Below are 22,298 nucleotides of genomic sequence, written 5' to 3'. Positions count from 1 at the left end.
CGATGCGCCCGATATACCTGTCCCTGTTTGCCCTAACCCTGACAGCCGGTCAGGCCACAGCCGCTGATCTCTACATGAAGTACAAACTGTTCGCGGTCGGCCTTCCGATCGGTTCGGGTGTCCTTTCGGTGGATTTCAATGACACCTCGTACTCTATCGATGCCAGCGGAGGAACAGCAGCCTTCGGTAAACTCGTTTCAGATGGCAAAGGCTCCGTCAACGTGCGCGGCGGGATCAGCAAAGGTGAACTTGAACCCGAAAGTTTCGCGCTCAATGTCATCAGCGAAGACGAGAACGGCTCGATTTCCATGCAGATGCGAAAAGGGGCCGTCAGCAAAGTTGCCGTCAATCCGCCACAAGACAAGATGAACCAGCGCATCAAGGTGACTGCCGCACACCTGAAAAACGTACTGGATCCGTTGACCGCCGCCGTCTTCCCCGCGCCCAATGGTCTGTCAAAAGAAAGCTGCAACCGGTCGCTGGAACTTTTTGACGGCAAGGAACGCTATAACGTTCACCTGAGCTACAAGACAAAACGGCAAGCCAGAACGTCAGATGGTCGTTTCAAAGGGGATGTACTGGTATGCAGAGCCCGATATGAACCGGTAGCCGGTCACAGACCCAAACGGAAAACCATTCAACAACTCGCCAAAAACAAATCAATGGAAGTCTGGCTGGCTCCCGTCGGCAACAAACCTTTCCTCGTTCCACTGAGGGCGAGCATTACGGCGCCATTCGGACCACTGGTTGTCCAGGCCGAAAAATACAAACTGTCAAAATGACCGGTTTATTCCCGCTTTTGTCCAACGCGGCCCATTTTTGCGTGGCGATAGAACAGAGTTGCCAGGCAAGTCACGACAGCCGGTTCCGGACTTGATCCGGAACGCCATATCGTTACAGTGCCGCTTCAACAACCGATTGCGCGATAAGGGAGATAGTCCGCGTGCCAGATCCGATCAGCTGGGAATTCGCCTGGCCCTATTATCTCGGAGCTCTCGCCTTCGGCTATCTGCTGGGATCCATCCCGTTCGGCCTGATCCTTACACGACTGGCGGGCCTTGGAGATATCCGCAATATCGGGTCCGGCAATATCGGGACGACCAACGTCCTGCGTACCGGGAACAAGCCCCTGGCAGCCGCGACTCTTCTGGGCGATGCGTTGAAGGGCACCGCAGCCGTCCTGATCGTGAGCAGTTTCTACGGGCAGGAAATGGCTCTCGTAGCAGGATTTGGCGCGTTCCTCGGACACCTGTTCCCGATCTGGCTCAAGTTCAGGGGTGGCAAGGGTGTTGCCACCTATATCGGCATCATGCTCGGGCTTTTCTGGCCTGCGGGACTGATCTTTGTTGCGATCTGGATCGGAATGGCGGTCCTGTTTCGCTATTCTTCTCTTTCCGCCCTGTCGGCCAGCCTTGCAACACCGGTGATCCTCTATCTGGTTTTCAATCGTTTTCAGTTGGCGGAAATGGCGTTGCTCATGACCGTCCTGCTCTGGGCCAAGCATCATGAAAATATCGGCCGGCTCCTGCGCGGCGAAGAAAGCCGGATCGGAGCCAAATCGGGTTCGTCCCCTGCGCCGGAAACAAATACCGGCAACGGAGGCGCATGAGCGGCGCAACGTCAAATAAAACCCGTTGTCTTTCCGAAAGTCAGCGTCTTGCATGGCTGCGCCTGATACGCTCGGAAAATATCGGCCCGGCGACTTTCCGCGACCTCCTGAACCATACCGGTTCCGCCGAGAAGGCACTTGAGTTGCTGCCCGAACTTTCAAGGCGTGGCGGCAAAAGGAGTTACAGGCTTTGTTCAGAAGACGATGCCGCCGACGAGCTGGAGGCACATCGTCATTTCGGGGCGCGGCTTGTTGCCCTGGGAGAAGCTGACTATCCTCCTCACCTGAAGCACATTGATGGCCCGCCGCCGCTGCTGTCGGTAAAAGGTGGAGCCGTCACGTCAACTCCGCGAATGATCGCCATTGTCGGTGCGCGCAATGCTTCGCTTTCCGGCCGCAAGCTTGCCGGCAGTTTTGCTCGCGATCTGGGAACGCACGGATTTGCGATTGCCTCCGGCCTGGCGCGCGGGATAGATGCCGCCGCGCATGAAGCGGCTCTGCAGACGGGTACATTGGCGGTCTTTGCCGGTGGGCTCAATGTACTTTATCCCCCGGAACACGAACGGCTCCTTGCGGCCCTCATCGAGACCGGTGGTGCGGCTGTCAGCGAAATGCCGTTCGGCTGGAAGCCTCGCGGGCGGGACTTTCCCCGGCGCAACAGGTTGATCTCGGGTGTTTCTCTTGGTGTCGTGGTGATTGAAGCGGCAAAAAAGTCAGGGTCACTTCACACCGCCCGCTATGCGCTTGAGCAGAACAGGGACATTTATGCAGTTCCGGGATCTCCGCTGGATCCACGCTCTGAAGGTGCAAACGGTCTCATCAGGCAAGGTGCCATCCTGGCCCGGTCGGCTGAAGACGTCCTTGAGGACCTTGGAAATCGCGGCGACCCTGCCTTGCCGTTGTTCCAGGGCGTTCTGGATCCAGCAGGTGAAAAACCCGTCTTGCGGAGTGAACCAGACGACAGGTTGCGGTCGAAAATTACCGCAGCCCTGGGCCCGAGCCCGATAGAAATCGATGAACTCATCCGCTTTGTCGAAGGCGACACCAGGTTGGTCAACGTCATCCTGCTGGAACTGGAACTCGCCGGCCGTCTTGAACGGCATGCCGGGCAAAAGGTTTCGCTGGTGATGGGATAGAAAAAGAAACCGGACGGTCCACCGTCGTCGACAGAACCTGGAACTGTCACACCAATCACAGACGATTTTCGAAGAAATTTGGGAAGCAGTCTTGCCTCAGCCGGGTTACGTGGGCATGTGCGTTTCAACCAATTCTGCGCACTATGACTTTTTCGCGCCTCGTAGCTTTTCAACATGCCGATTCAACCGTGGAAAACTATGCCAAGCAAGAGGTCACTTGACCCCGGACGCGCAAAGGTCCATTTGACAGTCGGCGCGCGATCCGTGATCGTCTGCGCACCTTAATTCTCCTTCTCCACCGGGCGGGGGCTCCGTTTCCGGCAAAAAAATTTGGGTAAGAATGAACGTCGTCATTGTGGAATCGCCGGCGAAAGCCAAGACGATCAACAAATATCTTGGCACCGACTATACGGTCCTGGCCTCTTATGGTCACGTGCGAGACCTGCCTCCAAAAGACGGCTCGGTGCAGCCAGACGACAATTTTGCCATGAGTTGGCAAGTGGACAGCAAATCCCAGAAACGGCTGACGGAAATTGCAAATGCGGTCAAGGAAGCCGATCGTCTTATTCTGGCGACCGACCCTGACCGCGAGGGAGAGGCAATTTCCTGGCACGTTCTGGAGGTGCTGCAGAAAAAACGCGTGCTGAAGGACAAGCAAGTCGAACGCGTTGTGTTCAACGCGATCACGAAAAAAGCGATCCTTGAAGCGATGGACAACCCGCGCCAGCTGGATACACCGCTGGTAGACGCCTATCTCGCCCGCCGCGCACTCGATTATCTCGTTGGTTTTACCCTGTCTCCCGTGTTGTGGCGCAAATTGCCAGGTGCGCGATCCGCAGGCCGGGTCCAGTCGGTCGCGCTGCGCCTGATTTGCGACCGCGAGATGGAAATCGAAGTCTTCAGAGCGCAGGAATACTGGTCGATCTTCGCCAACATGAAGACACCGGCCGGAGATATTTTCCAAGCCGGACTTACCGGTTTTGACGGGCGGAAAATCGGCCGCCATGACATCAACAACGAGGCTGAAGCCTCGACCATAAAGTCGATGCTGGAAAGCGCCAGCTTTGCCGTCGACAGCGTTGCCTCGAAACCGGCCAGGCGCAATCCCGCAGCTCCTTTCACGACCTCCACGCTGCAACAGGAAGCGTCCCGTAAACTCGGCTTTGCAGCTTCCCGCACGATGCAGGTTGCCCAGAAACTTTACGAAGGCATTTCCATCGGTGGCGAGACCTCCGGCCTCATCACCTATATGCGTACCGACGGTGTGCAGATCGCCGGCGAAGCCATCGCGGCTGCCCGGAGCGTGATCAGTCAGGACTTCGGCGCAAACTATGTGCCTGAAAAACCGCGTGTTTACTCTACAAAGGCGAAAAACGCTCAGGAAGCACACGAGGCAATCAGGCCCACAGATCTCTCGCGGCGCCCGAAAGACGTGGCCAGGTTCCTGGATCCCGACCAGGCGAAACTCTACGAGCTGATCTGGAAGCGGACGATGGCATCGCAGATGGAATCTGCCGTCCTGGAACGCACCACGATCGAAATCCTTGCAAAAGGAGCAGGCAAGAACGCCAATCTCCGCGCAACCGGTTCCGTTGTGCGGTTTGACGGTTTTCTGGCGCTCTACCAGGAAGGGCGCGACGACGAAGAAGACGAGAACTCCCGGCGGCTCCCGGCTGTCGACGACGGCGCGGCGCTGACCGCGACATCCGTTGATGGCAAGTCGGATGCGATCGAGGCGTCGCAGCATTTCACGACACCCCCGCCCCGCTACACGGAAGCGAGCCTGGTGAAAAAGATGGAAGAACTCGGCATCGGTCGTCCTTCCACTTATGCGTCCACCCTGCAGACCCTGCGCGACCGCGACTATGTCGAGCTGGAGAAGAAACAGCTGGTGCCGCAGGACAAGGGTCGTATCGTCACCGCGTTTCTTGAGAGTTTCTTCCAGCGCTATGTCGAATTCGATTTCACTGCAAGCCTGGAAGAGAAACTCGACAAGATATCTGCCGGGGAACTTTCCTGGCAGGATGTCCTGCGCGATTTCTGGACGAACTTTTCGGGTGCTGTCGACGAGATCAAGGACCTCCGCGTTTCCGAAGTGATCGATGCCCTCAACGAATTGCTCGGTCCGCACATCTTTCCTCCGAAGGAAGACGGTACGGACCCGCGCAAATGCCCGACTTGCGACACGGGTCAGCTTTCATTGAAAGTCAGCCGCTGGGGCGCATTCATCGGCTGTTCCAACTATCCGGAGTGCGGCTTCACCCGCCAACTCGGAAAACCCAATGGCGAGGATGGTGACGCCGACGAAGGTCCCAAGGTTCTTGGCGTCGACCCGGAAAGCGGACTGGATGTCTCTCTGAGGAAAGGGCGCTTCGGCCCCTATGTTCAGCTCGGCGAAGAGGCTAAACCCAAAAGAGCCTCGCTGCCCAAGGGCTGGTCGGCGCCGGACATGGACCTGGACAAGGCGCTTCAACTGCTGTCGCTGCCGCGTGAAGTCGGATTGCACCCTGAAGACGGCAAGATGATTTCCGCCGGGATCGGTCGCTATGGTCCCTTTGTGCTGCACGAGGGAACCTATGCCAATTTGACGACACCCGATGAAGTCTTTTCGGTCGGTATCAACCGTGCCGTGGATGCGCTGGCTGAAAAACGCGCAAAGGGTGGAGGACGCCGTGGCGCTGCAGCCACGCCGCTGAAGGAACTCGGGGAACACCCTGACGAAGGCGGGCCTGTGAATGTTTTTGACGGACGCTACGGTCCTTACGTGAAACACGGCAAGATCAATGCGACCTTGCCAAAGGACACGGATCCGAAGGCCATCACCCTGGAACAGGCGCTCGAACTGGTTGCCGCAAAGGCGGCAAAGGGCGGCGCAAAGAAAAAGTCCGCCGCCAAGAAGTCCAGCACGAAGAAGACCAAGACGGCGAATGGTGAATCCAAACAGACTGCCGGGAAGGCGGCGGCGAAAAAGACGAGCGCCAAATCCACAAAGGAAGTGGCTGTCGATGCATCGTCGGATGAAGTGCCGTGGGATGATGCGTCTTGAGCGCGAAACGCATTAACACACGCAAGCACACCAAAAGAAAACACGCCAAGGTTCCAGGCGAAACGCCCTCCCGCGAAGACATTCTCGCATTTGTCGCTGATAATCCGGGCCGGGCAGGCAAACGCGAAATCGCCCGCCATTTCGGAATTATCGGCGGCGCTCGCATCCATTTGAAAAAGATGCTGAAAGATCTCTCCGAAGAGGGGCTGATCGAAAAACGAAACAAACGCATGATCAGGCCAGGCGACTTGCCTCCGGTATTCGTGGCGAACCTGATCGGGCGCGACAGCGACGGCGACCTGTTGGGCGTGCCAGTCGACTGGGACGAGGACGCCGGGGATCCACCCAGGATCCTGGTGCTGACCGGCAAGACAAAGGCGACGCAGCCGGGTGTCGGCGACCGGGCCCTGATACGTTTGACCGAAGCTGAGGCCGGTCCTGAGGCCAGCCATATTGCGCGCGTCATCAAGGTCCTTGAAAAGAAACAAGGGGCCGTCCTCGGCATCTTCCGCAAGCGTGACGGCGACCGCCTGCCCTACCTGGAACCTATCGACCGAAAACAGCGTGAACTCGATGTAGACCCTTCAGACCTGAAGGAAGCCGATGATGGCGACCTTGTCAGTGTTCAGGTGACGCGTTCCGGTCGATTCGGGAATCCGCGCGCCTCAATAATTGAACGATTCGGATCGATGAATTCCGAAAAGGCGGTTTCGGAAATTGCCCTTCAGTCTCATGGCATTCCGCACGTGTTTCCAGCTGCGGTCGAAGCCCAGGCCGAGGAGGCAAAGCCGGTTGAAACGCTCGGCAAGCGAGAGGACTGGCGCCGGATACCGCTGATTACAATCGACCCGCCGGATGCGAAGGATCACGACGACGCGGTTTTTGCGGAACCGGATGTCAGTCCGGAAAACCATGGCGGCCAAATCGTTTATGTGGCCATTGCAGATGTTGCCTACTACGTGACGCCGGGTTCGCCGATGGACCGGGAAGCCAATATCCGCGGAAATTCGGTCTATTTCCCGGACCGTGTCATTCCGATGCTGCCGGAGCGCATTTCCAATCAACTCTGCTCGCTGCGGGAGTTGGAGGACAAACCGGCGCTCGGAGTTCGCATGGTCTTCGACAAGACTGGTCGCAAGATCAGCCATACCTTTCATCGCGTGCTGATGCGCTCGGCGGCCAAACTCTCCTATCATCAGGCGCAAAAAGCGATCGACGGATTGCCCGATGACAAAACCGGAACACTCCTGGAAGGAGTGCTTCAGCCGATCTGGGATGCATATGCGGTTGTCAAGAAGGGTCGCGACGCCCGAGAGCCTCTTGAGCTGGACCTGCCGGAACGAAAGATCAAGTTGAAGGACGATGGCACCGTTGATCATGTCTTCGTGCCTGAGCGGCTGGATGCCCACAAGCTGATCGAAGAATTCATGATCCAGGCCAATGTGGCGGCTGCAGAAACGCTGGAGAAAAAGAAGAGCCCTCTTCTCTACCGCGTGCACGACGCGTCGACGCCCGAAAAGCTGGAAAGCCTCAAGGATTTTCTTTCCACTCTCAACATGAAACTGCCTTCATCCGGCGGGCTGCGTCCTTCGGTATTCAACGGAATACTGGCCAAGGTCAAGGACAGCCCGCAAGCAAATCTCGTGAACGAAGTTGTTTTGCGCAGCCAGGCACAGGCGGAATACGCGCCACAGAATATCGGACATTTCGGACTTAACCTGCGTCGCTACGCACATTTCACCTCACCCATCCGCCGCTATGCCGACCTGATCGTCCACAGAGGTCTCATATCGGCGCTCGGGCTGGGAAAGGACGGCTTGCCGGAAGGCATTGAAAGCAAACTCGAAGCGATCGGAGCGGAAATCTCGGCTGCAGAGCGCCGGGCCATGCTGGCCGAGAGGGATACGATCGACCGGCTGATTGCGCTCTGGATGAGCGATCAGATCGGCGCGACTTTCCAGGGTCGCATCGCGGGTGTCGTCAAGTCCGGAATGTTCATCCGTTTGCAGGATACCGGAGCGGACGGATTCGTTCCCGCGTCAACCATCGGCCTCGACTACTACAGGTACGACGAAGGGTCGCACGCATTGATAGGTGACAAAACCGGTGAGACCTACCAACTTGGCGATCAGGTGGAAGTCAAACTGGTGGAAGCAGCGCCGTTTGCAGGTGCCCTGACATTCGAGCTGCTCAGTCACGGACGCATTGCCGGCAAGAAAATCCGCAAGACCGCACCGAAAGTCCGTCGCGGACCTCCCAAGGGTGGCCGCTCCAAGACCTCCACGCGAAATACGAGCCGAAGGAGGTCCAAGTGACGGTTCGCTACGACTTGAAAGACGACGTGGACATTCCGGAAATCTACGCCGAAAAACCGCGCCGTCCCGTTATGCCGGCCATGTTTCGTGGCGCGATCAACAAATGCATGAATTGCGGTCGAGGGAAAATCTTCGATGGCTTTCTGACAGTCCGTCATGCCTGTTCAGAGTGCGGTGAGGAGTTTCATCATCATCGCGCGGATGATGCGCCGCCCTATTTTACGATCACGATTGTCGGACACATCATCATTCCGGCGCTGCTGATCGTGGAGGTGTTATGGCGCCCCGCGATCTGGATCCACATGTCGATCTGGCTCCCCTTGACGATCATTCTGTCGCTGGGGCTCATGCGCCCCGTCAAAGGCGCTCTGGTCGGCCTCCAGTGGGCGCTTTACATGCACGGGTTTGACCCGGACGCCGAGGACGACTTCCCGCTTGCGCCTTCACCTTCCGAAAGGATCTCATGAGCGGTTCATTCGAAAAGCAGCTGGCGAAGGATGAAAAGGCAGGAGACTACCCCTACATCCGACCAAAAGACGCGGCGACACTGCTCGTTCTGGATCGTGATTCCGGTGGAACCGTAAGACTGCTGATGGGGCGACGTCACATGCGCCACACCTTCATGCCCGGAAAATTTGTTTTCCCGGGTGGGCGGGTCGATCCTTCCGATTCGCGCATAGCCAACGTGATCCCCTATCATCCCGACGTGGAGGCAAGGCTTTCGAAGGGCCTGAAGAACGGCAAGTCGGTCGCCCGGGTTCGTGCGTTCGCATTGGCAGCCATCAGGGAAACATATGAAGAAGCCGGGCTCTTTGTCGGCCGCAAAACCCCGGGAAGCGAGTTGCGCCTGGGAACGGGTTTCGAAGCTTTCAAGGAACGCGGCATTCAGCCCGACCTTGGTGGATTGCGCATGGTGGCAAGAGCAATTACCCCGCCGCAACGTCCACGACGCTTCGATACGCGTTTTCTTGCGGTCTGGTCAGATGCCATCGCGGATCAGCTACCGGAAGGAACCGGACCTTCAGGTGAACTAGAGGACTGTGCCTGGCTCACCCTTGATGAGGCACGGGAGAAGGAACTGCCCCTGATTACGACAAAGATCCTTGCAGATCTCGAAGAGAGATTGTCCAGGGATCCCGATCTTTCGCCAGCGACAGAAATCCCCTACTATTTTTTCAGGAAGGGTTCTTTCGTGCGCGAAGTGATCTAATGGGGCTATGCCTCACGGAACATCCTTTTCGCAAAGGGCATTTATTGGCTCGACGCCAAGCAAGCGCTTGACTTTCACGCTCCGATGAGTAGTTTGCGCGCTGATTTCAGACATTGGGGCAGATTCACCGCCAGCCAATCTGGCCACCCGAACCCTATGCCCGACAACCGAGAACAGGATCCAAGGCCATGGCCAAGGCGACAACAATCAAAATCAAGCTCACCTCCACGGCGGACACCGGCTTCTTCTATGTCACCAAGAAGAACTCCCGCACGATGACCGAAAAAATGGTCAAGAGGAAATACGACCCGATTGCCAAGAAGCATGTCGAGTTCAAGGAAGCAAAAATCAAGTAAATCCGGGCGTTTCCGGTAAACCAAAAAACCCGCCATTGCAGGCGGGTTTTTTTGTTGAAAAAATCGATCTTTAAACCGGTGACAGCGACAATCTCGCTATTGTCACGGGCATGATCCTGGTTTTGCGAAGCAATGAGATAGTGGTCGGCGGGAACACGGCATTCGAGGAGGCCACTCTTCGGCCGGTTCCCTGCCGACCTACCCCACGGACCCAGGAGATGCGGCGGACCTGAGCACTCCGAGGGGAAACTTTTGTCATACTTAACGTAAGGACAAAAAAGTTAACGTCAAAGACGCGATCAGAAGCTACTCTAATCTGCGGACACACTACCCTATTGGAACCTGATTGCAATAAATTCCGCAAAATATGCACAGATACAATGATATTTTAGTAAATTCGTAACCTTAACGTGAAGCAGGATCACCTAATCGAAAGACTACCCTTGAGGACTACTGAAGCCTTGAACACCCCTTGATTGTACCAGATCTTCAAGTTTGTTTGCCGGTAAAATTGTCTGGCCCGGAGAAGACAATCAGGCTTCGCCGAGATATCCCCGCACGGTTTCCAGAAATTTCGCGACTGAAATCGGCTTCGAAATGTAAGCCTCACATCCGCCCTGGCGAATGCGCTCTTCGTCACCTTTCATGGCAAACGCAGTCACGGCAATGATCGGTATCGAGGAAATGGTGTCGTCTTCCTTGATCCACTTCGTCACTTCCAATCCAGACACTTCCGGCAATTGAATATCCATCAGAATCAGGTCCGGGTGGTGATCACGGGCAAGCTGCAGCGCTTCTATACCGGTTCGGGTCTGCAGCGTATTGTAGCCGTGAGCTTCCAGCAGATCATGAAACAGTTTCATGTTCAGCTCGTTGTCTTCCACGATCAATACGGTTTTTGCCATATAGTCCGGTCCTTTGCCCGGCGGTTCGCCGGTCCCACTCTCTCTCGACGCAATTTTCTATGCGGTAGAACGCCACCCCCGTCCGCAGTAGATTTGTTGTAACCCGGAATCGTTTCAGAAAGGCAAAAAAACACAATGAAAAATATGCAAGGAAAGTCATTATCCGTTGAAGAAGCTCAAGGAATTGCCACTGAAGCTCTCCTCCAACTCAGTCGCGATCCGGAGCAAATAGGCCGTTTCCTGGCATTTTCGGGAATCGGTCCCGACATGATTCGAGCAGCAGCCAGCGAACCAGGCTTCCTTGCCGGTGTCCTGGAATTCTACATGATGGACGAACCGCTCCTGCTCGCGTTTTGCGAAAACTCAAGCATTCGGCCAACCATGATGGCCGCAGCAAGATATGCGCTTGCAGGAGGATCTCCCGACGATGCCTGAACCGTCACCGGTCCTTCCTGAAGTCCTGGCGCAGATAAAGGAACTACCCGTTTCCAATCGCCCCTTGATCATCTGCGACGTGGATGAAGTCATCCTTCATCTCATCAAACACCTGGAGGTCTATCTGAACGAACGCGACCTTGTTTTTCTGAATCACGAGTATCGGCTAACGGGTAACATTGGTCACCGCAAACATCGTGCTGCGATCCCCGCCATTGAGGTCCGCAAGCATCTGTTGAATTTCTTTGACGAGGTCAGTCACAGGCAAGACATGGTTCACGGTGCCGACGCTTCACTACAGGCCCTGGCAGAAACATGGGAGATCGTGTTGCTGACCAACCTTCCCGGTGGTCACAACAAACCGGCACGTGAAAAGTTGCTGTCTGGCATGGGCATCCCTTACCCCGTCGTCACGAATTTTGGACCCAAAGGTGGTGCCGTCGCAGCTCTCGCCGCTGGCCGCCCAACCCCTGTCGTGTTCATCGACGACAGTCCGACAAACCACTCCTCGGTTCATGCCAGCCTGCCAAGTTCGATCAAGATCCAGTTCATTGCGGACCACAGGTTCCGGGCTGCGACCGAAAAGGAAACACATATTGACCTGCTGACCGGGGATTGGCACGAGACGGCTGACTTCATCACGGCTATCCTTCAAGAAGCAGTCGAAACCGGTGGCAATCAACCGCAGAAGTGACACCTCATAGTGACCGGACACCCAAAAGACCAGAAAGCACTCTGCCGGGACTGCGGTGCCAGGCCCGCTGCCTCCATTTTGCGGTGCTCGTCCTGCGGCAGTCCGCGAATGGTGTCACACGCCGAACTTGATCTTCTGGCGATCGCACATATCGATTGCGACGCCTTTTACGCGTCCGTGGAAAAACGCGACAATCCCGAGCTTCAGGATGTACCCTTGATTGTCGGAGGCGGCCAGCGTGGTGTTGTTTCCACCTGCTGCTACATTGCCCGTATCTACGGTGTGCGATCTGCCATGCCCATGTTCAAGGCCCTCGAGGCCTGCCCCGATGCCGTGGTCATCAAGCCGAACATGGAAAAATACTCCAGGGTTGGAAAGGAAATCCGGGAGCGCATGCGGGCGTTGACCCCGCTCGTCGAACCGATTTCGATTGATGAGGCATTCCTGGACCTGACCGGTACTGAGCGACTGCACCAGGCTACACCTGCCGAAACAATGGCGAAATTCGTCCGCGGAGTCGAAGCGGACATAGGCATTTCCGCCTCCGTGGGCCTTGCGCCAAACAAGTTTCTGGCCAAGCTCGCGTCCGATCTTGAAAAACCGCGAGGCTTTTCCGTTATCGGTGCCGAAGAAGCCGAAACTGTGCTGGCGCCAATGCCTGTCGGCCGTATCTGGGGAGTTGGCAAGGTGTTCCAGAAAAAACTGGAAAAGGACGGGATCAAGACCATCGGCCAGTTGCAGACAATGGAGGCCGCCGAACTCGCACGGCGCTACGGTTCGATCGGCCTGCGTCTGGCTTCACTTTCTCATGGGGATGACAGCCGGTTGGTGAAGCCGGAACGTGGGGCAAAGAGCGTCTCGACGGAGACAACGTTCAGATCGGATATCTCCAGCTTCGAAACGCTCCGCCCGATCCTGCGAAACCTGTCTGAAAAGGTGTCTTCGAGGCTGAAAAAATCCGACCTTTCAGGACGCGGAATAACACTCAAGCTCAAGACAGCCGATTTCAGGACCATCACACGCGCCCGGCATCTTGGTGACCCGACCCAGCTGGCAGACAAGATCTATGCAGCGGGAGAATCGTTACTCGAAAATGAGACGGACGGGCGCCGGTTCCGTTTGATCGGTATCGGTGTCAGCGACCTGGAACCGGCCGATCAGGCCGATCCTGAGGACTTGCTCGACGATTCAGCAGAAAGACGCAAGAACGCCGAGATCGCAGTAGACAAGCTTCGTGACAAGTTCGGAAATTCAGCTGTCGAACTGGGCCTTACACATGCCGCCAGATCGTCAGACAAACCTCGAAAATCCTGACGCTTGCTATTGAGGACAACCGGTATCTTCGTGAAGTTCCAGCGCAGCCATCTTGCCCTTGATGGTGAAATCCCCGTAATCGAGCGTCAGGTGCCCGCTGACACCATTTTGAAAGAGCCAGAACGACAACTGGTAGACCGGTGTCAGTTCCCCGGTTGCATCTTCCGCACCCGGATCGAAATACGCAACTGTCACCGGCCAGTAGTTCAAACCTGCCAGAGGTGCATCCGGATCCTCGGTATCGGCTTTGACCGGGCTGACCGTTTTCGAGCCGATGACGGTTGTCGTTGCATAGACCTTCTCGCCGGATTCGGCGCCGTCGTAGATATCGGCGGAAATAAACGGAACACCGTTTTCAGCTGACTCCAGAATGGTCAGCAGATGCTCGGTCGGAAAAAGAACTTCGTGCCCGATCTCAAGTGACTTCTCGGACGGCGCTTTCAGATTGATCGTCTTGGTCTGCGTCCCGGCGGTTGCTTTGCCCTTAGATTCCTCCACCAACTCCTGGTCCACAAAGGTTTTGGAAAGAAACTGGTAGCTCTCTGCCTGCGGCTCTTCAAAGGAAGTCGTCTGCAGATCGGTCACCTGTGATCCGCCGTCGGCATTTTGAAAGCGTGTCACAAAGCGAAAGTTGACGCTGTAGCCCTCGCAGGCGTTTCCGGTAAACTCGTAGACCATCCGACCACTCAAGCCGGAAATTCCGGAATTGTCTTCTTTTTCGCCAAGCTTCATGTCGTAGACCGCCTGGTGCGGAACCAGCTTGTAGCCAGCGGATTTGCCGACTGTTGCTCCGGAGGCCGTTCCCGAAACAAGGCACGTGGTGACAATGATTGCGAATGCAGGACCTGCCAAAGACCCCGACATGAGAATGCGCTGCATCTGTAATTCCTCAGTTTCACGCCAACGGTACAGCCACCGTCAGGGCCCTGGCAGTCATTATGCGATTATCTGCACCTTACGCCACAGCGAAAATCAGCAGGTAAACGAAAATCAGGAAAGGGTGACTTATTTCATAAAACCGGCGGTTAAGAGACCTTCGCGAAAACAATCCAATCTCCTCCACAGGTTCATTTTCAGATCCGTGACTGATTTGGCCTTGTCAGCATTTCCAAATTGCGCCAAGACACCGACACATCCATCCGAGCCGGAGCGAACCAATGAGCATCATCGAAAACCGTCTTAAGGACCTCGGAGTTTCCCTGCCCGAAGCAGCCGCGCCGGCAGCGAACTACGTCCCCTTCGTGAAAACAGGAAACCAGCTCTATATCTCAGGACAGCTTCCCATGATGGATGGCAAGATCCAAGTGACGGGCAAGCTCGGTGCCGATGTTGACCTTGAAAGCGGAAAGTCTGCAGCCCGGTTCTGTGCCATCAATCTTCTTGCACAGGCCAAGGCCGCGACCGGTAATCTCGACAAGGTTACGCGCCTTGTGAAAATTGTCGGCTTTGTGAATTCTACCGATGATTTCACAGATCAACCTCAGGTCATCAATGGTGCCTCCGACTTCCTCGTGGAAGCGATGGGGGACAAGGGACGACACGCCCGATCCGCCGTCAGCGCGGCCTCCCTGCCCTTTGGCGTTGCGGTTGAAATCGACGCTATTTTTGAAATCGAAGACTGACCTGCCGCTTCGCAATTCCTCCATTGGCGCAGCCACCCGGACTGATCCTCATCCATGACAGCAGACCTCGAAGCCATTTTCGCCCGCCCGATTGCGCATCGCGGATACCATGATGCCGACAACGGCATTATTGAAAACACGCCGACGGCCATTACAGCAGCGATCGGGAAAAACTTCGCCATAGAGGTAGACGTCCAGGAAACGGCCGATGGCAAGGCTCTGGTCTTTCACGACTATACCCTGGACCGACTGGCAGAGGGCACGGGCAAGGTCATCGACCTGCCGTCAGACGATCTCGCCGGGATCCACATGAAGACCGGCACCGACAAACTCTGGTTCTTGCAGGACCTGTTCGATCTCGTAGACGGAAAAGTCCCGCTTGTCATAGAGATCAAGTCCCTCATGCGGCGTGACGCGCAAGGCACATTCGTGCGCGATGTCACTGATCAGGTCGCCAGGTACCGTGGCCCGGCCTGCATCAAGACCTTCGATCCGGACATGCTGTCCCATGCGCGGCGTGCAAATCCTTCCGTTCTGCGTGGAATTGTGGCCGACGGAGCAGAGTCCGGTCCGGGCTATGCCCGCTATGGACGCACCGATCGCTTCATCCTGCGTCATTTGCTGCACGCTCCGCGCACGCGTCCGCATTTCATCTCCTACGGCGTCAAGGATCTGCCCAGAGCCGGACCCAGCCTGCTCAGGTCCTTGTTCAAGCTGCCGCTCATGACATGGACGGTCAGAACCAGAGACCAGCGCGAAACCGCTGCCCGCTATGCGGACCAGATCGTGTTCGAAGGCTTCGACCCGGACATCGACAACACCAGTCCCTGAACGGGCCGCTTTCTCCTCGCTTCAAAACATTGATTTTCGCTGCCCTCTTGCGATGCAAGGCAACAGCGCTACATTCCGAGAATGGTTCCCAAAATTGGCTGCTGTTGACGCATGAGTTCTTCCCATTCTGAGGAAAGCAAAGATCCGGACGCTGACGGCGGCGGACCGACCGCATCCCTGCGCATCCTTTCATCGCTGAAGGATGTTTCATCCGATGCCTGGGACGCAGTGGCCAATCCGGGGTGGAAGCTCTCGGAAAGCGGCGCTCTTGAGAAAACCGACCAATGCCACCTACCCGGTCAATCAACCGCTTCCGAACTTGCTTCCCTTCTTGGATCTGAAGTTGAACCTTTTTCTGAAGATAAGTCTTTTAACCCATTCCTATCGCATAGCTTTCTTTATTCTCTGGAAGAATCGGGATGTGCTACAAATGCGACTGGCTGGTTGCCAAGACATATGCTTCTGGAAGACGAAACAGGCGCTGTTCTGGGAGCGGTTCCGGCTTATCTGAAAAGCCATTCTCAGGGAGAATACGTCTTCGACCACAGCTGGGCGGATGCCTTCTACCGTGCCGGCGGCGACTATTATCCCAAACTCCAGATTTCGGTCCCTTTCACCCCTGCGACGGGCCGCAGGTTTCTGATCGGACCCGGGATCAACCGGGAAGCCGGTCTGCAAGCGCTTGCCGCAGGCCTTGTACAGGTTTGCCAGCGCACTGGCGCCTCGTCGGTCCATGCCACCTTCCTGACAAAGGGAGAATGGGACGGTCTGGGCGATCTGGGTTATCTCCAGCGAACCGATCAGCAGTTTCACTGGGAAAATCACGGCTATGAAAGTTTCGACGAATTTCTGACCGATCTTGCCTCAAGAAAACGGAAGGCTATCAAGAAGGAGCGGCGCGAGGCGCTTTGTGCCGACGGCATAGAGGTGGAGTGGGTAACCGGACCGGATCTCACCGAAGCTCATTGGGACGCGTTTTACGGTTTTTACATGGACACGGGTTCCCGCAAATGGGGACGGCCGTATCTCAACCGGAAATTCTTTTCACTGATCAATGAGAGACTTGCGGAGCGAACGCTGCTGATTCTGGCCAAGCGACACGGGCGCTATATCGCGGGCGCTCTCAATTTCATCGGTTCGGAAACACTGTTCGGCCGTCACTGGGGATGTTGTGAAGACCATCCCTTTCTGCATTTCGAGCTCTGCTACTATCAGGCCATCGATTTCGCAATTGCCAACGGATTGAAACGTGTCGAAGCCGGGGCGCAGGGTGCCCACAAACTTGCGCGCGGATATCTGCCGGCAACGACCTACTCCGCCCACTGGATCGCCCATGAAGGGCTGCATCAGGCTGTCGCTGACTACCTGGAACAGGAACGTTTCGCGGTGGAGCGCGAAAACGAGGCGCTTGCAGACCAGGCGCCCTTCAAGAAAGGTGACTGAGCGGGTTCAGACAATCAGGCAGCGCAATTTGACGCTCCGGAAAAACTGGCACCAAGCCCCGTTCGAACGACTGGCTTCCTAACCTAGTCCCTATCCTTCATGCCGGCAGTCTGGGAAGAGTAATAATAGACAATCGCCTGCGCGCGGTTTTTGACCGATAGCTTTTCGTAGATATTCGAAAGGTGGAACTTGACCGTGTTGGTCGATATCTGCAGAGATTTCGACAATTCGCGATTGGACATGCCGCTCGACAGAGCCTCCAGGATCACTTTTTCCTTCCGGGAGAGACTATAGATCGGATCCTGCTGCATCTGGCGAACGTCGATAAACGGAAACACCATTTTTCCGGCGGCCACGTCAACACAGGTTTCCACCAATCCCTCAATTTCACCGGATCTTGGTGCGAATCCGGCGGCACCGGCCTGCATCGCCAGCCTCGGCAAATCTCCGGCGGCATCTCCGTAAACGACAAATCGCGGCGCGGCTTCGTTTTCCCGCAGAACCTCGATCAGCTTCGCGCCACCAAGGGCCGGCAGGTTCCATTCGACGACGCCGACCTGCACCGGCACGCGCATGACCGTTCCAAGAAACCCTTCAGCTGTTGCGGACGTTGCCACGAGCGAGAAACGGGTGTCCTTGTCGAAAATCTCGGACATTGCCGACAGAACCAAGGGATTGCTGTCCGCGAGCATGATGTTTATCGGAGAGCCGGGATTCTCAACCAATTGTTTTTACACCACTATTGAAAACAAACTACCCAAACAGATAGCTGAATGTCTGGTAGAATTACCATCTACTATCCGAATGGGTAGGATTTATCCCATCCGATTAGATGTCCGAAAGCAGTAGTAACTTCCATTGCGCAAACACGCAAGCCGAGGTTTTCCTAGGGGAACATGGGCCACCGGCTCAAGCGATCAGCGCGGAGGAAACTGCAGATGCCGACAGAGATTTTTCCCCAACTGGACATTCCCGAAACCCTTGCGGCTGGCCCGGGGCCAGGTAACACAGATGCCCGCGTGCTTCGTGCCTTCGCACGGGCCGGTGTTGCTGATCATATGCACGCTGACGTCCTGCGGGGCATGATCGAGTGCAAACACATGTTGCGTGAAATCTGGGGTACCACCAACACCTATACCTTTGCCATCGCAGGTACGGGCTGGAGTGGTCTGGACGCGATGTTCTCAGCGATCATGCCTGGAGACAAGGTTGTTGCGTTTTCCAACGGCACATTCTCCGGGATCGATGCCTTGACCCTTCGCATCAAGGCAGCAACTCCTTGCGAACTGGCCGCCGATCCTCTTGATCCCTGCCCGGCGAGCGTCGTCGTCATCAATGTGCCACACGGCCAGCCGGTAACCGGCGAACTGGTGGAGGAAGTCCTCGACGAACACCAGCCAAAATGGGCATTCATGGCGCATTGGGAAACCGGTTCCGGCCGTGTCAACGATCTGCGCGGCTTTTCGGATGCCTGCATACGCCATGGTGTCATGGGGCTTGTGGATGCGGTATCCTCTCTTGGGGTAGATGATTTTTCGATCGATGACTTTCCGGGTGTGGCAGGCTGGGCCTCCTGCCCTCAAAAAGGTTTGTGCTGCCTGCCACTGACCTATGCACCCGTCAGCTTCCGCGACACGTACATCGAAACGCTCAAGACAACCGGTGCCTATACCTACGTGCACAATCCCATACTTGAGGCGCGGCACTGGGGAATTGTTGACGGGGCAGATGTCGACAAGGGAACGTATCACCGCACGCATTCCGGTTACGCCGTTGCAGCTTTCCATGAATCGCTGCGCCTGACCCTGCAAGAGGGCCTTGCGAACCGGGCAGCTTCCTACCGTCTCCACGAAGCAGCCCTGCGTGACGCCGTTGCCACTCTGGGCTGCAATGTGACGTCCGACATGACCAGTCTGGTCGTTCTCAACCTGCCGGACCATCTGGCTGGCCGCGAGATGGAACTGGTACAGAACTGCCGTGCGGAGGGTTTCGGCATCTGGCCGACACTTTCGGCTCCGGTTCAAATTCGTATCGGCATTTTGAACCAACTGAATGCCGGGGCGATCTGGGACATTGCCAACCGCTTTGCCGAAGCCATGCGCAAGCTTGGGGCCGACGTCGATCAGGAGGCTCTCGAAACCTCGCTACACAAGCATTACGGCACATCGGTCGCGGCACAATAGGAGGCCGGAATGGACATCCATGAGTATCAGGCGAAGGAAATTCTCGCCAAATTCGGCGTCGAGGTGCCGAAGGGGGCCCTGGCCTACAGCCCGGAACAAGCCGCCTATCGCGCGCGGGAACTCGGTGGCGACCAATGGATTGTAAAAGCCCAGGTTCACGCCGGCGGGCGTGGTCTGGCAGGTGGTGTGAAAATCTGCCAGACGCAGGACGAAATCCATGATGCCTGCGACAACATGTTCGGGCGCAAGCTGGTGACGCACCAGACCGGTCCGGAAGGCAAGGATATCTACCGGGTCTATGTGGAGACCACGGCCCAGATCGAGCGAGAGATCTATCTTGGGTTCGTGCTCGACCGCTCCAGCCAACGTGTCATGATTGTCGCCTCTTCGGAGGGAGGGATGGAAATTGAGGAAATATCCTCCACGCGGCCAGAAAGTATCGTTCGCTCCACCGTGGAACCTGCTGTCGGCCTTCAGGAATTCCAGGCCCGGGAAATCGCGTTCGAACTAAAGGTCGAACCGGGACTCGTGCAGCACATGGTGCGCACTCTGCAGGGGTGTTATCGCGCGTTTCTCGATTTCGATGCCACCATGGTGGAGGTCAACCCGTTGGCCATCACTACCGACAAGCGCGTTGTTGCCCTCGACGCCAAGATGAGCTTCGACGACAACGCACTCTACCGGCATCCCCAGATCAGTGAATTGCGCGACAAATCGCAGGAAGACCCGCGAGAGAGCCGTGCAGCGGATCGCGGCCTGTCCTATGTCGGGCTGGACGGCAACATCGGCTGCATCGTCAATGGTGCAGGTCTTGCGATGGCAACGATGGACACGATCAAACTGGCCGGAGGAGATCCGGCAAACTTCCTCGATATTGGAGGTGGAGCCTCGCCGGAACGCGTCGCCAAAGCGTTTGGCCTCGTCCTTTCCGACAAGAATGTCCAGGCCGTCCTGGTCAATATCTTCGCCGGGATAAACCGCTGCGACTGGGTCGCCGAAGGGGTTGTTCTGGCGCTGAAAGAACAGCAGATCGATATTCCCGTGGTGGTGCGCCTTGCCGGCACGAACGTGGAAGAAGGACAAAAGATCCTGGCCAAGTCCGGCCTGCCGATCATCCGGGCGACCACCTTGATGGAAGCTGCCGAGCGCGTTGTAGGCGCCTGGCAACGGGACCTGTCGCAAGGCACCAGATTGAGGGCCGCGCAATGAGCATTCTAATCGACCGTGACAGCCGCGTCATCGTGCAGGGTATTACCGGCCGCATGGCGCGCTTTCATACCAAGGACATGCTGCGCTACGGCACAAATGTCGTCGCCGGCGTTGTTCCCGGCAAGGGTGGCGAAACCGTGGAGGGCGTGCCCGTTCATGACACGGTGAAACAGGCTGTCGCTGCCACTGGCGCCGACACAAGCCTTGTTTTCGTACCGCCTCCGTTTGCCGCAGATTCGATCATGGAAGCGGCCGACAGCGGTATCCGCTACTGCGTTTGCATCACGGATGGCATCCCGGCGCAGGACATGATCCAGGTGAAACGGTACATGTACCGGTATCCACGCGAAAAACGCATGGTTCTGACGGGGCCTAACTGCGCCGGTACGATCAGCCCGGGAAAGGCGCTTCTGGGGATCATGCCCGGCCATATCTACCTGCCCGGACATGTCGGCATCATCGGACGGTCCGGAACGCTCGGATATGAGGCAGCAGCCCAGTTGAAAGACAATGGCATAGGTGTGTCGACCAGCGTCGGTATTGGTGGAGATCCGATCAACGGATCGTCATTCAAGGACATCCTGGCCCGTTTCGAACAGGACGACGACACGCATGTGATTGCCATGATCGGGGAAATCGGCGGGCCGCAGGAATCGGAAGCTGCCGAATACATACGGGACAACATTTCCAAGCCCGTCGTGGCATATGTCGCGGGCCTGACCGCCCCGAAGGGCCGGACAATGGGGCACGCCGGTGCAATTATCTCCGCGTTCGGCGAAAGCGCTTCCGAAAAGGTCGAAATCCTTTCATCGGTCGGCGTCACGGTTGCCGAGAACCCGGCTGTCATCGGCGATACCATTGCGCGCGTTTACAAGGAAGCGGCATGATGACCAGACCCACTGTTCTTGTGACAAGACGCTGGCCGGCAGCCGTCGAAGCTGTCCTGAGCGAGCGCTACGACACGGTCCTCAACACTTGCGACGTTCCCTTGTCTCCTGCCGAGATCCGCAGGGCACTCAAAACCTTTGACGCGGTGCTGCCCACAGTTACCGACAGGTTGGATGCCGAAGCACTGGATGTGCCGGACGCCAGAACGAGGATTCTGGCAAATTTCGGCTACGGCTATGCCCACATATGTGAACCGGCGGCGCGGCAGCGTGGACTGACGGTAACGAACACGCCGGACAACCCGTCGGAATGCACCGCGGATTTTTCCATGATGCTGCTGCTCATGGCCGGGCGGCGAGCGTGCGAAGGCGAGAGGAACCTTCGCGCCGGTAACTGGTCGCGATGGTGCCCCGACCACCTGATCGGCACCAGGGTCAGCGGCAAGACGCTCGGTATCATAGGATTTGGGAATGCCGGGCAGGAACTGGCCCGCCGCGCCCACTACGGTTTCGGCATGAGGATCGTGGTTCAGGATGAAGAAAGGATCGATCCCGCTATCCTGGAACAAGTCGACGCGACACAGGCAAAAGATGTCGATGACTTGCTGCCACTTTGCGATTTCGTTTCGCTCCACTGCGCGGAAGCCCGCTCGAACGAACCTCTCATCGGTGCCCGCAGACTGAACCTAATGAAAGCGGATGCGTTCCTGATCAACACGGCCCGGGGCGACCTTGTCGATGAAGCGGCACTTGTCCATGCCCTCATTTTCGAAACGATCGGAGGCGCCGCTCTCGATGTCTTTGTCAGGGAGCCCCGGATCAACGCCGACCTGCTGAATTGCGACAATCTGGTCCTCTTGCCTCATCTGGGTGGTGCTACGCGAGAAAACCGCGAGGCAATGGGGTTTCGTGTCCTTGAAAACCTGTCGGACTTTTTTGACGGACGGGATCCGAGAGATCGCGTGATCTGACAATCAGCTTCCCTGAAAACCAGTTCCAACCGCGTGGTCCTGCTTCCCCAGGTGCCCGCGAACGGGGGATGGTGCGCCCGACCGTCCAACAATCCGGCACGACAAATGCCGGCTGCACTCAGCATCCTCCCG

Annotated in this window: 21 protein-coding genes; 18 read left to right on the top strand and 3 right to left on the bottom strand. The window is 56.7% G+C overall.

The window, feature by feature from the left end; translation table 11 throughout:
• The first annotated feature begins 2 nt into the window (after positions 1-2).
• The 8 genes from ACO6TI_RS18430 to rpmG all read left to right on the top strand — a co-directional run bounded on the left by ACO6TI_RS18430 (position 3) and on the right by rpmG (position 9,672).
• Positions 3-782: a DUF3108 domain-containing protein gene (locus ACO6TI_RS18430; RefSeq protein WP_158705574.1), complete on the top strand. Its 780-nt coding sequence runs from the start codon at positions 3-5 to the stop codon at positions 780-782.
• A 161-nt stretch (positions 783-943) separates the two neighbouring features.
• Complete coding sequence (gene plsY, locus ACO6TI_RS18425; RefSeq protein WP_055118476.1) at positions 944-1,609, top strand: glycerol-3-phosphate 1-O-acyltransferase PlsY; 666 nt, start codon at positions 944-946, stop codon at positions 1,607-1,609.
• Positions 1,606-2,745: a DNA-processing protein DprA gene (gene dprA, locus ACO6TI_RS18420; RefSeq protein WP_196998653.1), complete on the top strand. Its 1,140-nt coding sequence runs from the start codon at positions 1,606-1,608 to the stop codon at positions 2,743-2,745. The genes plsY and dprA overlap by 4 nt, the downstream gene beginning before the upstream one ends.
• Positions 2,746-3,085: 340 nt before the next feature.
• Positions 3,086-5,791, top strand: coding sequence for a type I DNA topoisomerase (gene topA / locus ACO6TI_RS18415; protein ID WP_422383044.1), 2,706 nt, complete (start codon positions 3,086-3,088; stop codon positions 5,789-5,791).
• Positions 5,788-8,106, top strand: a complete 2,319-nt coding sequence (rnr, locus tag ACO6TI_RS18410; protein WP_422383043.1) for a ribonuclease R — start codon at positions 5,788-5,790, stop codon at positions 8,104-8,106. Before topA ends, rnr begins: the two co-directional genes overlap by 4 nt.
• On the top strand, positions 8,103-8,573 hold the full coding sequence (locus tag ACO6TI_RS18405) for a DUF983 domain-containing protein (RefSeq protein WP_286132826.1): 471 nt from the start codon (positions 8,103-8,105) through the stop codon (positions 8,571-8,573). Before rnr ends, ACO6TI_RS18405 begins: the two co-directional genes overlap by 4 nt.
• Positions 8,570-9,316, top strand: coding sequence for an NUDIX hydrolase (locus tag ACO6TI_RS18400; RefSeq protein ID WP_055118484.1), 747 nt, complete (start codon positions 8,570-8,572; stop codon positions 9,314-9,316). Before ACO6TI_RS18405 ends, ACO6TI_RS18400 begins: the two co-directional genes overlap by 4 nt.
• Before the next feature lie 188 nt (positions 9,317-9,504).
• On the top strand, positions 9,505-9,672 hold the full coding sequence (gene rpmG / locus ACO6TI_RS18395) for a 50S ribosomal protein L33 (protein ID WP_029061434.1): 168 nt from the start codon (positions 9,505-9,507) through the stop codon (positions 9,670-9,672).
• Positions 9,673-10,205: 533 nt separating this feature from the next.
• Here the strand turns inward: rpmG and ACO6TI_RS18390 are convergent.
• The gene (locus ACO6TI_RS18390) at positions 10,206-10,577 is read right to left on the bottom strand and encodes a response regulator (RefSeq protein ID WP_029061433.1); all 372 of its coding nucleotides are present in this window, start codon (positions 10,575-10,577) and stop codon (positions 10,206-10,208) included.
• Between the two features lie 135 nt (positions 10,578-10,712).
• Here ACO6TI_RS18390 and ACO6TI_RS18385 point away from each other — a divergent pair, with 135 nt between their 5' ends.
• Genes ACO6TI_RS18385 through ACO6TI_RS18375 form a run of 3 tightly spaced genes read left to right on the top strand, consistent with a single transcriptional unit; the run spans position 10,713 to position 13,020 of the window.
• Positions 10,713-11,012 carry a DUF3572 domain-containing protein gene (locus ACO6TI_RS18385; protein WP_055118486.1) on the top strand — a complete coding sequence of 100 codons (300 nt, stop codon included), beginning with the start codon at positions 10,713-10,715 and terminating at the stop codon, positions 11,010-11,012.
• Complete coding sequence (locus ACO6TI_RS18380) at positions 11,005-11,706, top strand: hypothetical protein (RefSeq protein WP_422383042.1); 702 nt, start codon at positions 11,005-11,007, stop codon at positions 11,704-11,706. Before ACO6TI_RS18385 ends, ACO6TI_RS18380 begins: the two co-directional genes overlap by 8 nt.
• A 6-nt stretch (positions 11,707-11,712) precedes the next feature.
• A complete protein-coding gene (locus ACO6TI_RS18375; protein ID WP_422385317.1) occupies positions 11,713-13,020 on the top strand; it encodes a DNA polymerase IV in 1,308 nt (435 codons plus the stop codon).
• A 6-nt stretch (positions 13,021-13,026) separates the two neighbouring features.
• On the opposite strand, the gene ACO6TI_RS18370 is transcribed toward ACO6TI_RS18375, so the two are convergent.
• A complete protein-coding gene (locus tag ACO6TI_RS18370; RefSeq protein WP_208992798.1) occupies positions 13,027-13,899 on the bottom strand; it encodes a cell envelope integrity EipB family protein in 873 nt (290 codons plus the stop codon).
• A gap of 278 nt (positions 13,900-14,177) precedes the next feature.
• Here ACO6TI_RS18370 and ACO6TI_RS18365 point away from each other — a divergent pair, with 278 nt between their 5' ends.
• The 3 genes from ACO6TI_RS18365 (at position 14,178) to ACO6TI_RS18355 (ending at position 16,916) form a co-directional block, all read left to right on the top strand.
• Positions 14,178-14,642, top strand: coding sequence for a RidA family protein (locus ACO6TI_RS18365; protein WP_055118491.1), 465 nt, complete (start codon positions 14,178-14,180; stop codon positions 14,640-14,642).
• 54 nt (positions 14,643-14,696) lie between these two features.
• Positions 14,697-15,473: a glycerophosphodiester phosphodiesterase family protein gene (locus tag ACO6TI_RS18360; protein ID WP_422383041.1), complete on the top strand. Its 777-nt coding sequence runs from the start codon at positions 14,697-14,699 to the stop codon at positions 15,471-15,473.
• Positions 15,474-15,584: 111 nt separating this feature from the next.
• Entirely contained in the window at positions 15,585-16,916 is a 1,332-nt protein-coding gene (locus ACO6TI_RS18355; RefSeq protein ID WP_422383040.1) for a GNAT family N-acetyltransferase, read from the top strand.
• 83 nt (positions 16,917-16,999) lie between these two features.
• On the opposite strand, the gene ACO6TI_RS18350 is transcribed toward ACO6TI_RS18355, so the two are convergent.
• A complete protein-coding gene (locus ACO6TI_RS18350; protein ID WP_055119027.1) occupies positions 17,000-17,608 on the bottom strand; it encodes a response regulator transcription factor in 609 nt (202 codons plus the stop codon).
• Positions 17,609-17,854: 246 nt separating this feature from the next.
• Here ACO6TI_RS18350 and ACO6TI_RS18345 point away from each other — a divergent pair, with 246 nt between their 5' ends.
• The 4 genes from ACO6TI_RS18345 to ACO6TI_RS18330 are packed head-to-tail and all read left to right on the top strand — an operon-like array spanning position 17,855 to position 22,166.
• Positions 17,855-19,099, top strand: a complete 1,245-nt coding sequence (locus ACO6TI_RS18345) for an aminotransferase (protein WP_422383039.1) — start codon at positions 17,855-17,857, stop codon at positions 19,097-19,099.
• Positions 19,100-19,108: 9 nt separating this feature from the next.
• Positions 19,109-20,308 carry a malate--CoA ligase subunit beta gene (locus ACO6TI_RS18340; protein WP_055118497.1) on the top strand — a complete coding sequence of 400 codons (1,200 nt, stop codon included), beginning with the start codon at positions 19,109-19,111 and terminating at the stop codon, positions 20,306-20,308.
• Positions 20,305-21,195, top strand: a complete 891-nt coding sequence (sucD, locus tag ACO6TI_RS18335; protein WP_104704162.1) for a succinate--CoA ligase subunit alpha — start codon at positions 20,305-20,307, stop codon at positions 21,193-21,195. Before ACO6TI_RS18340 ends, sucD begins: the two co-directional genes overlap by 4 nt.
• Entirely contained in the window at positions 21,195-22,166 is a 972-nt protein-coding gene (locus ACO6TI_RS18330; protein WP_196899218.1) for a 2-hydroxyacid dehydrogenase, read from the top strand. The genes sucD and ACO6TI_RS18330 overlap by 1 nt, the downstream gene beginning before the upstream one ends.
• The last annotated feature ends 132 nt before the right edge of the window (positions 22,167-22,298 follow it).

Source organism: Roseibium album, assembly GCF_965233825.1.
Classification (GTDB): Bacteria; Pseudomonadota; Alphaproteobacteria; order Rhizobiales; family Stappiaceae; genus Roseibium; species Roseibium album.
This window is presented reverse-complemented; position numbering and strand designations above follow the sequence as displayed.

What these genes read in the sequence shown, in the direction of transcription:
- dprA (WP_196998653.1), top strand. Translation starts at nt 1,606, where the DNA reads ATGAGCGGCGCAACGTCAAATAAAACCCGTTGTCTTTCCGAAAGTCAG.
- ACO6TI_RS18400 (WP_055118484.1), top strand. Translation starts at nt 8,570, where the DNA reads ATGAGCGGTTCATTCGAAAAGCAGCTGGCGAAGGATGAAAAGGCAGGA.
- ACO6TI_RS18390 (WP_029061433.1), bottom strand. Translation starts at nt 10,577, where the DNA reads ATGGCAAAAACCGTATTGATCGTGGAAGACAACGAGCTGAACATGAAA.
- ACO6TI_RS18340 (WP_055118497.1), top strand. Translation starts at nt 19,109, where the DNA reads ATGGACATCCATGAGTATCAGGCGAAGGAAATTCTCGCCAAATTCGGC.
- sucD (WP_104704162.1), top strand. Translation starts at nt 20,305, where the DNA reads ATGAGCATTCTAATCGACCGTGACAGCCGCGTCATCGTGCAGGGTATT.
- rpmG (WP_029061434.1), top strand. Translation starts at nt 9,505, where the DNA reads ATGGCCAAGGCGACAACAATCAAAATCAAGCTCACCTCCACGGCGGAC.
- ACO6TI_RS18355 (WP_422383040.1), top strand. Translation starts at nt 15,585, where the DNA reads ATGAGTTCTTCCCATTCTGAGGAAAGCAAAGATCCGGACGCTGACGGC.
- ACO6TI_RS18365 (WP_055118491.1), top strand. Translation starts at nt 14,178, where the DNA reads ATGAGCATCATCGAAAACCGTCTTAAGGACCTCGGAGTTTCCCTGCCC.
- ACO6TI_RS18345 (WP_422383039.1), top strand. Translation starts at nt 17,855, where the DNA reads ATGCCGACAGAGATTTTTCCCCAACTGGACATTCCCGAAACCCTTGCG.
- ACO6TI_RS18360 (WP_422383041.1), top strand. Translation starts at nt 14,697, where the DNA reads ATGACAGCAGACCTCGAAGCCATTTTCGCCCGCCCGATTGCGCATCGC.
- ACO6TI_RS18330 (WP_196899218.1), top strand. Translation starts at nt 21,195, where the DNA reads ATGACCAGACCCACTGTTCTTGTGACAAGACGCTGGCCGGCAGCCGTC.
- ACO6TI_RS18370 (WP_208992798.1), bottom strand. Translation starts at nt 13,899, where the DNA reads ATGCAGCGCATTCTCATGTCGGGGTCTTTGGCAGGTCCTGCATTCGCA.
- ACO6TI_RS18380 (WP_422383042.1), top strand. Translation starts at nt 11,005, where the DNA reads ATGCCTGAACCGTCACCGGTCCTTCCTGAAGTCCTGGCGCAGATAAAG.
- topA (WP_422383044.1), top strand. Translation starts at nt 3,086, where the DNA reads ATGAACGTCGTCATTGTGGAATCGCCGGCGAAAGCCAAGACGATCAAC.
- ACO6TI_RS18385 (WP_055118486.1), top strand. Translation starts at nt 10,713, where the DNA reads ATGAAAAATATGCAAGGAAAGTCATTATCCGTTGAAGAAGCTCAAGGA.
- ACO6TI_RS18350 (WP_055119027.1), bottom strand. Translation starts at nt 17,608, where the DNA reads ATGCTCGCGGACAGCAATCCCTTGGTTCTGTCGGCAATGTCCGAGATT.
- ACO6TI_RS18430 (WP_158705574.1), top strand. Translation starts at nt 3, where the DNA reads ATGCGCCCGATATACCTGTCCCTGTTTGCCCTAACCCTGACAGCCGGT.